We start from the raw sequence: 13,867 nt of genomic DNA, 5'->3' as shown, positions 1-13,867 counted from the left end.
CATAAACATGGCAAAAGAGAAATTTGACCGTAGTAAACCACACTTAAACATTGGTACAATCGGTCACGTTGACCACGGTAAAACTACTACAACTGCAGCTATTACTAAAGTATTAGCAGACGCAGGTTTATCAGAAGCTCGTTCATTTGATTCAATTGACTCTGCTCCTGAAGAAAAAGAGCGTGGTATCACTATTAATACTGCACACGTTGAGTACTCAACTGCTTCACGTCACTATGCACACGTTGACTGTCCAGGTCACGCCGATTACGTGAAAAACATGGTAACTGGTGCTGCTCAGATGGATGGCGCTATCATCGTAGTTGCTGCTACTGATGGTCCTATGCCTCAAACGCGTGAGCACATCTTATTAGGTCGTCAAGTAGGTATTCCTGCTATTGTTGTTTTCTTAAACAAAACTGACTTAGTAGATGATGAAGAATTATTAGATTTAGTTGAAATGGAAGTTCGTGAATTATTATCATTCTACGATTATCCAGGAGATGATGTTCCAGTAATTAAAGGTTCTGCTTTAGGTGCTCTTAACGGTGAGCCTGAGTGGGTTGCTAAAATCATGGAATTAATGGATGCTGTTGATAGCTACATTCCAATCCCTCCACGTTTAACTGAATTACCTTTCTTAATGCCAGTAGAGGATGTATTCTCGATCACAGGTCGTGGTACAGTAGCTACAGGTCGTATTGAAAGAGGTGTAATCAACTCTGGAGATCCAGTTGAGATCTTAGGTATGGGTGCTGCTGAAGGTTTGAAATCTACAGTAACAGGTGTTGAGATGTTCCGTAAAATTTTGGATTACGGTGAGGCTGGTGATAACGTAGGTTTATTATTACGTGGTATTGAGAAAACTGATATCCGTCGTGGTATGGTTATCGTTAAACCAGGTTCAGTAACTCCACACGATTACTTCAAAGCTGAGGTTTACGTATTATCAAAAGCTGAAGGTGGACGTCACACTCCATTCTTTAACAAATACCGTCCTCAATTCTATTTCCGTACAACAGATGTTACAGGTGAAATCACTTTAGCTGAAGGTACTGAGATGGTAATGCCAGGTGATAACGTAACGATTACTGTTAAGTTGATCTCTGCTATTGCTATGGAAAAAGGTTTACGTTTCGCTATCCGTGAAGGTGGTAGAACTGTAGGTGCTGGTCAGGTAACTGAAATTTTATAGTCTTTAAAGATTCTAGAATCACATATAATAAGCTAATCAGTTCATACTGATTAGCTTATTTTTTCAGTCTGAAATATTGATTAAAAAACAATAAAAAAAGATTAAAAAAATTTGCAGGGAATAGTTAAAAACACTATATTTGCATCATCAAAATAAGATAATACACGGGAATAGTTCAACGGTAGAATAGAGGTCTCCAAAACCTTTGATCAGGGTTCGAATCCTTGTTCCCGTGCTTAATAAATAAACTGAAAATGGCAAAAGTACTTGATTTTTTTAAAGACTCTTATGTCGAAATTACAGAGAAGGTTACTTGGCCTACTTGGGGTCAATTACAGAACTCCGCTGTGATTGTACTTGTTGCTTCTGTTATAATAGCATTATTGGTTTTTGTAATGGATAAAGCTTCAAGTAACGTATTAGAGTTATTGTACGGTATTGCTTCTTAATTTCATCAAACATTATTTATGGCAGATCAAAGTTTAAAATGGTACGTAGTTCGTGCAGTGAGTGGTAAGGAGAAGAAGGTAAAGCAATATATCGATGCCGAAGTTAGCCGTTTAGGAATTGAGCATTTGATTACTCAAGTGTTGATTCCGATGGAGAAGTACTATTTGATGCGTGATGGAAAGAAAGTGGCTAAAGAGCGTAACTACTATCCTGGATACGTTTTGCTAGAGGCTGCTTTAGATGGTGAGTTGGAACACATTATAAAAGGAGTTAATAGTGTCATTGGATTTTTAGGGGATAAAGCAGGTAATGCTATTCCGTTGCGCCAAGCTGAGGTTAATCGTATTCTAGGTAAAGTAGATGAGATGGCTGAGCAAGGTGAGACAATTAATGTACCATATTACGTTGGTGAGACAGTGAAAGTGAATGATGGTCCATTTAATGGTTTCACAGGTGAGATCGAAGAAGTTCATGAAGATAAGAAAAAACTGATTGTGATGGTGAAAGTTTTCGGAAGAAAAACACCATTGGAATTAAACTACATGCAAGTAGAAAAAGAATAATAAAAAGAGCAAAGCACAACTTTGCTCTTTTTATGTTAAAATAAATTTGCAAATAGATTTAATTCTATATATCTTTGCACCTCATTTGGTGGTTAAACGCAAGTTAATAACCAGGTGAAATAATAAATGTTACGTTATTTGCTTCCAACTTACTAACAAACATTTAATAATTTAATTCAAAACAAGATGGCAAAAGAAGTCAGTGCGTTAGTAAAATTACAAGTTAAGGGCGGAGCTGCGAATCCATCTCCACCAGTAGGACCTGCTTTAGGTGCTAAAGGTGTGAACATTATGGATTTCTGTAAACAGTTCAACGCTCGTACGCAAGACAAACCAGGAAAAGTATTGCCTGTTGTCATTACAGTTTACGCTGATAAATCTTTTGATTTTATCATTAAAACTCCACCAGTTGCTATTCAATTGAAAGAAACTGCGGGTTTAAAAAGCGGTTCAGGTGAGCCTAACCGTAAGAAAGTAGCTTCAGTTACTTGGGAACAAGTAGAAGTTATTGCTAAAGATAAAATGGTAGATTTAAACGCGTTTACTTTAGATGCTGCTATGAGAATGGTAGCTGGGACAGCACGTAGTATGGGGATTACTGTAGCAGGTAATGCTCCTTGGAACAATTAATTAAGAAATCAATTTAAGAAAAGTGGCTAGATTAACAAAAAATCAAAAAGCGGCACTATCCAAAATTGAAGCTGGTAAAGCATACTCTTTAAAAGAAGCTGCGGCTTTAGTTAAAGAAATCTCATTGACCAAATTCGATGCTTCTGTGGATATCGACGTTCGTTTAGGCGTAGATCCCCGTAAGGCAAATCAAATGGTTCGTGGTATTGCAACTTTACCTCACGGAACTGGTAAAACTGTACGTGTTTTAGTTTTATGTACTCCTGATAAGGAAGAAGAAGCTAAAGCAGCAGGTGCTGACTTCGTGGGTTTAGATGAGTATATCAGTAAAATTGAAGGCGGTTGGACTGACGTTGATATCATTATTACAATGCCTAGTGTGATGGCTAAAGTAGGTAAATTGGGTCGTATTTTAGGTCCAAGAAACTTAATGCCAAATCCTAAAACTGGAACTGTAACTACAGAAGTAGGTAAAGCAGTGACAGATGTTAAAGGCGGTAAGATTGATTTCAAAGTTGATAAAACTGGTATCATCCATACTTCAGTTGGTAAAGCGTCGTTCGATGCAGACAAAATTTATGAAAACGCATTAGAGGTATTACAAACTATCTCTCGTTTGAAACCGTCTGCAGCAAAAGGAACATACTTTAAAAGCATTCACATTTCATCAACTATGAGTCCTGGTATTCATATTGAGACTAAATCAGTAGCGGGTATTTAATCATGAGAAAAGAAGAAAAACAAGAAATTGTTCAAGCTCTTGCCGAGCAGATTAAATCTTACGGTAATTTCTATATTACTGACACTTCTGAATTATCGGTTGAAAAAGTGAACGGCATTCGTCGCAAGTGTTTCGAAGGTGGTATTGAAATTAAAGCTGTTAAAAACACTTTAATCAAAAAAGCATTAATTGAAGCTGGTGTTGATTCAGAAGAAATTATTGGCGCATTGAAAGGTGCATCTACAATGATGTTTTCTGAGGTAGCAAATGCTCCAGCAAAATTAATTCAAGCTTTACGTAAAGAAGGTGATAAACCTTTGTTAAAAGCTGCTTATATTCAAGAAACTGCATTCGTAGGTGACAATCAGTTGAAAGCATTAGTGAGTCTTAAATCTAAAAATGAACTCATCGCTGACGTTATCGCTGCATTGGAATCTCCTGCTAAGAATGTTATTTCAGCTCTTCAATCGGGTGGAAATACAATTTCAGGTTTAGTAAAAGCTTTAGAGCAAAGAGGTTAACGAATACTCTTTTAAAATAAAACATTCGTACTATTAATAATAACAATTTTTCATAACGACATTCAAAAATTCAAAATAAAATGGCAGATTTAAAACAACTTGCTGAGCAGTTAGTAAACTTGACAGTAAAAGAAGTTAAAGAACTAGCTGATATCTTAAAAGACGAGTACGGTATCGAGCCTGCTGCTGCTGCTGTTGCAGTTGCTGCTGCTCCAGCTGAAGCTGCTGCTGCTGAAGAGAAAACATCTTTCGATGTTATCTTGAAAGAAGCTGGTGGTGCTAAATTAGCTGTAGTTAAATTAGTAAAAGATTTAGCTGGATTAGGCTTGAAAGAAGCTAAAGATTTAGTAGACGGTGCTCCTAAAGAAGTTAAAACTGGTGTTTCTAAAGACGAAGCACAAGCGTTGAAACAACAATTAGAAGAAGCTGGAGCTGTTGTTGAGATTAAATAATCTTAGCTAACAAGCCCTCAAAAGGTTTAGACTCTGACGTATTTTCGTTAGAGTCTATTCCTATTTATGATATTTGACTACTAGTCTATGTGTGTGCTGAACATAGTCGAGATGTAGTAATAACAGCATAGTTAAGCTCAGTTTTTTTAAAACTAAAATTCATATCCCCTTGGCAAACAATAATATTCAACAAGAAAGAGTAAATTTTGCGACAAGCAGGAAAGTTCTGGAATATCCAGATTTCTTAGATGTGCAATTGCAATCTTTCAAGGAGTTTTTTCAATTAGAAACTACTTCTGACAACCGCCATCAGGAAGGGCTGTTCAAGGTATTCTCGGAAAACTTCCCTATTTCTGATTCTAGAAACATTTTTGTGCTCGAGTTTTTGGATTATTTTATTGATCCTCCTCGCTATGATATACAAGAATGTATCGAACGTGGGTTAACTTATAGCGTTCCTCTAAAGGCGAAGTTAAAGTTATCATGTAATGATGAAGAACACGAAGATTTCGAAACTATTGTACAGGACGTATATTTGGGAACTATCCCATATATGACACCGAAAGGTACTTTCGTGATTAATGGTGCGGAGCGCGTAATCGTATCTCAATTACACCGTTCACCTGGCGTTTTCTTTGGTCAAAGTAGACACACAAATGGTACTAAACTATATTCTGCAAGGGTAATTCCTTTTAAAGGATCTTGGATCGAGTTTGCAACTGACGTAAATAACGTTATGTATGCTTATATCGACCGTAAGAAAAAATTCCCAGTTACTACTTTATTACGTGCTATCGGTTATGATTCGGATAAGGATATCTTAGAATTATTTGATCTTGCTGATGAAGTAAAAGTTAGTAAATCTGGTCTTAAGAAATACGTTGGTCGTCGTTTGGCGGCAAGGGTATTGAAAAAATGGATTGAAGATTTTGTTGATGAGGATACAGGTGAAGTTGTATCTATTGACCGTAATGAAATCATACTTGAACGTGAGACTGTTTTAGAAGAAGATCACATTGACTTGATCATCGATGCTGGAGTAAAATCTATTATTTTAGCGAAAGAAGATGCATCTAACAATGCGGACTATTCAATTATATATAACACATTACAAAAAGATACGTCTAACTCTGAGAAAGAGGCAGTAGAGCATATCTACCGTCAGTTACGTAACGCTGAACCACCTGATGAGGAAACTGCTCGTGGTATCATCGACCGTTTATTCTTCTCGGACAAACGTTACGATTTAGGGGATGTTGGTCGTTACCGCATTAACCGTAAATTGAAATTAAATACTCCTGATGAAACGAAGGTATTGACTCGTGAAGATATCATCGCTATCGTGAAGTATTTGATTAACTTAATCAACTCTAAAGCTGAGGTGGATGATATTGACCACTTATCTAACCGTCGTGTACGTACTGTAGGTGAGCAATTATACGCGCAATTTGGAGTAGGTCTTTCTCGTATGGCACGTACTATTCGTGAACGTATGAACATTCGTGATAATGAGGTTTTCACACCAACAGATTTAATTAATGCACGTACGTTATCGTCTGTTATTAATTCTTTCTTTGGTACTAACCAGTTATCACAGTTCATGGATCAAACGAACCCTCTTGCAGAGATCACGCACAAGCGTCGTCTTTCAGCTTTAGGTCCAGGTGGTCTTTCTCGTGAGCGTGCTGGTTTCGAGGTTCGTGACGTTCACTATACGCACTACGGTCGTTTGTGTACAATCGAAACTCCTGAGGGACCAAATATTGGTTTGATTTCGTCATTAGCTGTTCACGCTAAGATTAATAATTTAGGTTTTATCGAAACGCCATACCGTCGTGTTGAAGATGGTCGTGTTGTGGTTGAAGAACCTGTACATTATTTATCTGCTGAGGACGAAGATGAGAAAACAATCGGTCAAGCTAATGCACAATATGATGATAATGGTAATTTTATCGATGCTAAAGTAAAAGCTAGATATTTTGGTGATTTCCCGGTAATCGAACCTACACGTTTGGATTATATGGATGTTGCACCTAACCAGATTACGTCTATTGCGGCTTCATTAATTCCTTTCTTGGAGCATGATGATGCCAACCGTGCATTGATGGGATCAAACATGCAGCGTCAAGCTGTTCCAATTTTACGTCCACAAGCACCTATCGTAGGTACTGGTCTAGAAGGCCGTGTTGCGAAAGATTCTCGTACATTAATTAATGCAGAGGGTAATGGTGTAGTTGAGTATGTAGATGCGGATGAGATTAAAATTCGTTACGACCGTACTGATGATGACCGTTTAGTGTCATTTGATGACGACGTGAAAACATATAGATTGATCAAATTCAAGAAAACCAATCAGAATACTTGTATGAACTTAAAACCTATTGTAGGTAAAGGGCAACGTGTGACTAAAGGTCAGGTATTATGTGAAGGTTATGCCACTGAAAATGGTGAATTAGCATTAGGACGTAACTTGAAAGTTGCATTCATGCCTTGGCAAGGATATAACTTTGAGGATGCGATCGTAATTTCTGAGCGTGTAGCAAAAGAAGACTGGTTTACTTCTCTTCATATTGAAGAGTTTGAATTGGAAGTTCGTGATACAAAACGTGGTGAAGAAGAATTAACAGCAGATATCCCTAACGTTTCGGAAGAGGCGACTAAAGACTTAGACGAAAACGGTATCATCCGTATTGGTGCTGAGGTTAATGGCGGTGATATCTTGATTGGTAAGATCACTCCAAAAGGTGAGTCTGATCCTTCTCCAGAAGAGAAATTATTACGTGCAATCTTTGGTGACAAAGCGGGTGACGTGAAAGATGCTTCATTAAAAGCTTCTCCTTCATTGAAAGGTGTTGTTATTGATACGAAGTTATTTGCACGCGCTAAGAAAATGTCAAAAGAAGTTGAGCGTAAAACATTAGAGAAATTAGAAACAGCACATGAAAGAGCTGTTAAGATTTTGAAAGAACGTTTAGTAGAGAAATTGTTTACAGTTGTAAATGGTAAAACTGCTCAAGGTATCTATAATGTATATAAAGAATTATTAGTAGCGAAAGGAGCTAAGTTTACACAAAAAATCTTAGCTGAATTAGACTACAATAACATCAACCCTACAGGTTGGACAACTGACGAAGATAAGAATGAAATGATTAAAGCTTCTTTACACTTCTATAACATTAAGTTAAACGAAGAGTTAGGTGCTTTCAAACGTGATAAATTCGCAGTTTCTGTCGGTGATGAATTGCCATCAGGTATCGTTCAAATGGCTAAAGTTTACGTTGCTAAGAAACGTAAATTGAAAGTAGGAGATAAGATGGCTGGTCGTCACGGTAATAAAGGTATTGTTGCACGTATTGTACGTGATGAAGATATGCCTTTCTTAGATGATGGAACACCAGTAGATATCGTGTTAAACCCATTAGGTGTACCTTCTCGTATGAACTTAGGACAGATTTACGAAACTGTTTTAGGTTGGGCTGGTCAAAAATTAGGTGTTAAATTTGCAACTCCTATTTTCGACGGTGCTGAAAAAGAAGAGGTAGAAGACTGGGTAGCTAAAGCTGGTTTACCTGCTTCAGGTAGAACTTACTTGTACAATGGTTTAACGGGTGAGCGTTTTGACCAACCAACTACAGTTGGTGTGATCTATATGTTAAAATTAGGACACATGGTTGATGATAAGATGCACGCTCGTTCGATCGGACCATACTCATTGATTACACAACAACCATTGGGTGGTAAAGCTCAATTCGGGGGTCAGCGTTTTGGTGAGATGGAAGTTTGGGCATTAGAGGCATTTGGTGCATCTAATATCCTACAAGAAATCTTGACTGTGAAATCGGATGATGTTGTTGGTCGTGCGAAAACTTACGAGGCTATCGTAAAAGGAAACAATTTACCAACTCCATCTGTACCAGAATCGTTTAACGTATTGGTACATGAGTTACGTGGTTTAGGTTTAGATATCACATTGGATTAATTAAGCAAAGTGAAGTTTTAGTGATCGCTATGATCACTAAAACTTCTTCATAAAGCTTTAACTTTTGAATAAGTATGTCTTACAAAAAAGATAATAAAATTAAAAGCAACTTTACATCAATTACTGTAAGCTTGGCGTCTCCAGAAACAATTTTAGAGCGTTCAAGTGGTGAAGTTGTAAAACCGGAAACGATTAACTATCGTACCTACAAACCAGAACGTGATGGTTTATTCTGTGAGCGTATCTTTGGTCCTGTAAAGGATTATGAATGTCACTGTGGTAAATACAAACGTATCCGTTATAAAGGTATCGTATGTGACCGTTGTGGTGTTGAAGTTACGGAGAAAAAAGTACGTCGTGAGCGTATGGGACACATTTCATTAGTGGTTCCTGTTGCTCATATCTGGTACTTCCGTTCTCTTCCAAATAAAATTGGTTATTTATTAGGTCTTCCTACCAAGAGACTAGACATGATTATCTACTACGAAAGATATGTAGTTATTCAGGCTGGTATTAAAGAGGACGATGGTATCAACTATATGGACTTCTTGACTGAAGAAGAATATTTAGATATTTTAGATACATTACCGAAAGAAAATCAATATTTAGATGACAACGATCCTCAAAAGTTCGTTGCTAAAATGGGTGCTGAAGCGTTAGAAGAATTATTGAAACGTATTGATTTAGATAAATTATCTTATGATTTACGTCATCAAGCGGCTAACGAAACTTCTCAACAACGTAAAAATGAGGCTTTAAAGCGTCTTCACGTTGTAGAAGCATTCCGTGGTTCTAGAGACCGTATTGAGAATCGTCCGGAGTGGATGATTGTTAAAATCGTTCCTATTATTCCACCGGAATTGCGTCCATTAGTGCCTTTAGATGGTGGTCGTTTTGCGACTTCAGATTTAAATGATTTATACCGTCGTGTTATTATCCGTAATAACCGTTTGAAACGTTTAATTGAAATCAAAGCTCCAGAAGTAATTTTACGTAATGAAAAACGTATGTTACAAGAGGCTGTAGATTCATTATTCGATAACTCACGTAAAGTTAACGCAGTGAAAACTGAAGGTAACCGTGCGTTGAAATCATTATCTGATATCTTAAAAGGTAAACAAGGTCGTTTCCGTCAAAACTTATTGGGTAAACGTGTGGATTATTCGGCTCGTTCGGTAATCGTCGTTGGACCTCACTTGAAATTGCACGAGTGTGGTATACCTAAAGATATGGCAGCAGAACTTTACAAACCGTTTATCATTCGTAAGATGATCGAACGTGGTATCGTTAAAACTGTAAAATCGGCTAAGAAAATTGTAGATCGTAAAGATCCTGTTGTTTGGGATATTTTAGAAAACGTGTTGAAAGGTCACCCTGTATTATTAAACCGTGCACCTACGCTTCACAGATTGGGTATTCAAGCTTTCCAACCTACTTTAGTAGAGGGTAAAGCAATTCAATTACATCCATTAGTGTGTACAGCGTTCAACGCCGATTTTGATGGTGACCAGATGGCAGTCCACTTACCTTTAGGTAATGCTGCAGTTTTGGAAGCACAAGTTTTAATGTTGGCTGCCCACAATATCTTAAATCCTGCAAATGGTTCTCCAGTAACAGTACCATCTCAGGATATGGTTTTGGGTCTTTATTATATTACTAAAGGCCGTAAGAGCACACCAGACCATATCGTTCATGGTGAAGATATGATTTTCTATTCTGCTGAAGAGGTAATTATCGCTTTAAATGAGAAGAAAATTGATTTGCATGCTTTTATTAAGGTAAAAACTAAAATCAGAACAAAAGACGGTAGTATTGTTGATACGTTATTAGATACAACAGTTGGTCGTGTTATCTTCAACCAGGTTGTACCTCATGAAGTAGGTTTTATCAATGAGTTATTAACGAAGAAATCTTTGCGTAATATCATTGGAGAAATTGTGAAAACTACGGGTATGGCTCGTGCTGCACAGTTCTTGGACGATATGAAGGAATTAGGTTTCCAAACGGCCTTCAAAGGTGGTTTATCGTTTAACTTGCAAGATTTGAACATTCCTGCTGCTAAAACTGACTTAATTCAACAAGCTACTAACGAAGTTGAAGAAGTAATGAATAACTATAACATGGGTTTCATTACTAACAACGAGCGTTATAATCAAATTATCGATATCTGGACACGTATCAACAATAAGTTGACATCACACGTAATGGATATCTTATCGAATGACAACCAAGGTTTCAACTCCGTATATATGATGCTTGATTCTGGGGCGCGTGGTTCGAAAGAGCAAATTCGTCAGTTGTGTGGTATGCGTGGTTTGATGGCTAAACCTCAGAAATCTGGTTCAGCTGGTGGTGAAATTATTGAGAATCCGATTTTATCAAACTTTAAAGAAGGACTTTCAGTATTAGAGTACTTTATCTCTACCCACGGTGCGCGTAAAGGTCTTGCCGATACGGCATTGAAAACTGCCGATGCGGGTTACTTAACACGTCGTTTACATGACGTTGCACAGGATATGATTGTTATTACGCAAGACTGTGGAGGTTTAAGAGGTATTTACACAACTGCATTAAAAGATAACGATGATGTTGTAGAACCGTTATATGATCGTATTTTAGGTCGTGTTTCATTGTACAATGTATATGATCCTGAAACAGGTGAATTACTCGTTTCTGAAAATGAAGATATTGAAGAAGCTGTTGCTGAACGTATTGAAGCTTCAGGTATTGAGGGTGTTGAGATCCGTACTGTATTAACATGTGAGTGTAAACGCGGTGTATGTGCTAGCTGTTACGGTCGTAACTTGGCATCTGGTAAACGTGTTCAATTGGGTGAGGCTGTCGGTGTAATTGCTGCGCAATCAATTGGTGAGCCAGGTACACAGTTAACGCTTCGTACGTTCCACGTCGGTGGTACGGCTTCTAACATTGCTGCTGAGTCACAAATATCTTCTAAATATGCTGGTACTGTAGAATTTGAAAATCTACGTACAGTATCTCAAGAAGGTGAAGACGGTACGCATCAAGTAGTATTGGGTCGTTCAGGTGAGATTAAAATTTTGGATGAAACTAAAAAAGTTGTATTCCAACAAAATATCCCTTACGGTTCTCAATTATTCGTTGAAGAAGGAAATCAAGTAGCTAAGGGTGATAAATTAGTATCATGGGATCCATACAATGCTGTTATTATCTCTGAGTTTGCCGGTAAAGTTGAATTTGATGCAATTGTTGAAGGTGTAACTTTCCGCGAAGAGTCAGATGAGCAAACGGGTCACAAAGAGAAAGTAATTATTGAAACTCGTGATAAAACGAAGAATCCTGCTATTAAGATTTTAGATAAAAAAGGTGAAGTAATTCGTACATATAACATTCCAGTAGGAGCTCACGTTTCTGTATCGGACGGTGTAACTGTTAAAGAAGGTGGTATCTTGGTTAAGATTCCTCGTTCTACAGGTAAAACGCGAGATATTACAGGGGGTCTACCTCGTGTAACAGAATTATTTGAAGCGCGTAATCCTTCTAATCCAGCAGTTGTAACTGAGATTGATGGTGTTGTAACTTTAGGTGGTGTTAAACGTGGTAACCGTGAGATCTCTATTGAGTCACGCGATGGCCAGATTAAGAAATACTTAGTTCCACTTTCGAAACATATCTTAGTACAGGATAATGACTTTATTAAAGCAGGTATGCCTTTATCGGATGGTTCGATCTCTCCAGCAGATATCTTATCAATTAAAGGTCCTTCAGCAGTACAGCATTATATCGTAAATGGTATTCAAGAGGTTTACCGTCTTCAAGGTGTGAAAATTAATGATAAACACTTTGAGACGATTGTTCACCAAATGATGCAGAAAGTGAATATTGAAGATCCAGGAGATACGCGTTTCTTAGAAAAAGAAGCAGTTAACAAATGGGATTTCATGGAAGAAAACGATTCACTTTACGACAAGAAAGTTGTAGTTGAAGCAGGTGACTCTAATGACTTACGTCCAGGACAGATCGTTTCATTACGTAGATTACGTGAAGAAAACTCAAGCTTGAGACGTCGTGATCAAAAACTAGTAGAGGTACGTGATGCTATTCCAGCAACTTCAAGTCCTTTATTACAAGGTATAACTAGAGCTTCGTTAGGAACGAAATCATTTATCTCTGCAGCATCATTCCAAGAGACTACTAAAGTCTTGAACGAAGCAGCTATTGCAGGTAAACGTGATAATTTATTAGGATTGAAAGAGAATGTAATTGTGGGTCACTTGATCCCTTCAGGTACAGGTCTTCGTCAATACGGTAATATTATCGTTGGTTCACGTGAAGAATATGATCAATTATTAGCTTCGAAAGAAGAAGATTAATAATTTTTAATAATACGTAAAAGGGTTGCAGATTTTATTTGCAACCCTTTTTTTGTTTAACATTATACTGCGACTCTTGTATATATGCCTGTTGTAGTTTTAACCTTGTTAAAGAATGAATGCTATTTGGTTTCAGTTACCTCTTGGTGAATAGGCATTTACTACTTTTTGAGAAACATCAGCAAAGCCTCAATCTAAGCATAGTATACTGAATTCAGTAGCAACAGAGGTTAACGGCTTAGTGTTGATGATCGTTCAACACCAGTTCGAATGTTTAGATAAAATAGTCTTCATCGGGAGTGGTTGAGCAGGGCGGGAGACTCAAGAAAATAGCACGACATGCTGCATTTGATAAATCGATGTGCGTTCCAGATAAGATTTTCGTTCATTACGTAAAGGTTTTTGTTACGGATAAGATGTAAGTGAAGATCTTTTGATGCTCCACATATCGGGTGCTAAAAGTTAGACTACTGAAATGTACATTCCCTATTAAATGATCGGCTATTTCCCGTTAATTATAAAAGATCTGCATTAAATGCTTATCTGAGCACGTCTGTAGTGGGCGCGAATCATTGTTTTTCTCAGATTAGCGAATATTTTTTTGAGCATTATACCAATATATATTATGGGATTGCAGCAATTAGTTATTGAAATGGAGTTCAAGTATAGCAGTCAAAAATACCTTGTAAAAGAAGGAATCAGTCCTTTTTTATTCCAGATGTCTTGCTATAGATCTATAGCTTATAAATGAATCACCCAATGTTACAGTTAGTTAACCTTATTATTTAGAAATAAGCGAAAAAAGATTAGGAAGTGATTATAAAAAGGTGCTATCTTTGCACCACTCCGCAAGGGAGGAACGGCTGATCCGAAAGGTGAGGCACTGAAAAAAGAAGGGTTTAATTCAGGTTAAACGCAGAAACAGCAGGAAAACAAAAAAAATAAATTTTCACATTTATTTTGGAGAAACCAAAAAGATTTCTACCTTTGCAGTCCCAACGGAA

At 37.4% G+C, this 13,867-nt stretch carries 9 protein-coding genes and 1 tRNA gene; all 10 read left to right on the top strand.

What is annotated here, in order from left to right; genetic code table 11:
* Positions 1 to 7 precede the first annotated feature (7 nt).
* The gene (tuf, locus tag HCX49_RS22415) at positions 8 to 1,195 is read left to right on the top strand and encodes an elongation factor Tu (protein ID WP_132773501.1); all 1,188 of its coding nucleotides are present in this window, start codon (positions 8 to 10) and stop codon (positions 1,193 to 1,195) included.
* Positions 1,196 to 1,359: 164 nt separating this feature from the next.
* Positions 1,360 to 1,430 (top strand) — tRNA-Trp (locus HCX49_RS22410).
* 19 nt (positions 1,431 to 1,449) lie between these two features.
* Positions 1,450 to 1,644, top strand: a complete 195-nt coding sequence (gene secE, locus HCX49_RS22405) for a preprotein translocase subunit SecE (RefSeq protein ID WP_031288930.1) — start codon at positions 1,450 to 1,452, stop codon at positions 1,642 to 1,644.
* A gap of 18 nt (positions 1,645 to 1,662) precedes the next feature.
* Complete coding sequence (nusG, locus tag HCX49_RS22400) at positions 1,663 to 2,208, top strand: transcription termination/antitermination protein NusG (protein WP_132773503.1); 546 nt, start codon at positions 1,663 to 1,665, stop codon at positions 2,206 to 2,208.
* 186 nt (positions 2,209 to 2,394) lie between these two features.
* The gene (rplK, locus tag HCX49_RS22395) at positions 2,395 to 2,838 is read left to right on the top strand and encodes a 50S ribosomal protein L11 (RefSeq protein ID WP_021191050.1); all 444 of its coding nucleotides are present in this window, start codon (positions 2,395 to 2,397) and stop codon (positions 2,836 to 2,838) included.
* A gap of 22 nt (positions 2,839 to 2,860) precedes the next feature.
* Entirely contained in the window at positions 2,861 to 3,559 is a 699-nt protein-coding gene (gene rplA, locus HCX49_RS22390; RefSeq protein WP_021191049.1) for a 50S ribosomal protein L1, read from the top strand.
* Positions 3,560 to 3,561: 2 nt separating this feature from the next.
* On the top strand, positions 3,562 to 4,080 hold the full coding sequence (rplJ, locus tag HCX49_RS22385; protein ID WP_132773505.1) for a 50S ribosomal protein L10: 519 nt from the start codon (positions 3,562 to 3,564) through the stop codon (positions 4,078 to 4,080).
* Positions 4,081 to 4,160: 80 nt separating this feature from the next.
* Positions 4,161 to 4,532, top strand: a complete 372-nt coding sequence (gene rplL, locus HCX49_RS22380) for a 50S ribosomal protein L7/L12 (protein WP_021191047.1) — start codon at positions 4,161 to 4,163, stop codon at positions 4,530 to 4,532.
* Positions 4,533 to 4,701: 169 nt separating this feature from the next.
* Positions 4,702 to 8,511: a DNA-directed RNA polymerase subunit beta gene (rpoB, locus tag HCX49_RS22375; protein ID WP_132773507.1), complete on the top strand. Its 3,810-nt coding sequence runs from the start codon at positions 4,702 to 4,704 to the stop codon at positions 8,509 to 8,511.
* A 74-nt stretch (positions 8,512 to 8,585) separates the two neighbouring features.
* Positions 8,586 to 12,863 (top strand): DNA-directed RNA polymerase subunit beta', encoded by a 4,278-nt coding sequence (gene rpoC / locus HCX49_RS22370; RefSeq protein WP_132773509.1) that lies wholly within the window; start codon positions 8,586 to 8,588, stop codon positions 12,861 to 12,863.
* The last annotated feature ends 1,004 nt before the right edge of the window (positions 12,864 to 13,867 follow it).

The organism is Sphingobacterium sp. B16(2022), from assembly GCF_012030425.1.
GTDB lineage: Bacteria > Bacteroidota > Bacteroidia > Sphingobacteriales > Sphingobacteriaceae > Sphingobacterium > Sphingobacterium anhuiense.
Note: the sequence above shows the minus strand (reverse complement) of the source record. Positions and strands in the feature narration are given on the sequence as shown.

Coding starts and splice junctions, on each gene's coding strand:
- tuf (WP_132773501.1), top strand. CDS start 8: ATGGCAAAAGAGAAATTTGACCGTAGTAAACCACACTTAAACATTGGT.
- secE (WP_031288930.1), top strand. CDS start 1,450: ATGGCAAAAGTACTTGATTTTTTTAAAGACTCTTATGTCGAAATTACA.
- nusG (WP_132773503.1), top strand. CDS start 1,663: ATGGCAGATCAAAGTTTAAAATGGTACGTAGTTCGTGCAGTGAGTGGT.
- rplK (WP_021191050.1), top strand. CDS start 2,395: ATGGCAAAAGAAGTCAGTGCGTTAGTAAAATTACAAGTTAAGGGCGGA.
- rplJ (WP_132773505.1), top strand. CDS start 3,562: ATGAGAAAAGAAGAAAAACAAGAAATTGTTCAAGCTCTTGCCGAGCAG.
- rplL (WP_021191047.1), top strand. CDS start 4,161: ATGGCAGATTTAAAACAACTTGCTGAGCAGTTAGTAAACTTGACAGTA.
- rpoC (WP_132773509.1), top strand. CDS start 8,586: ATGTCTTACAAAAAAGATAATAAAATTAAAAGCAACTTTACATCAATT.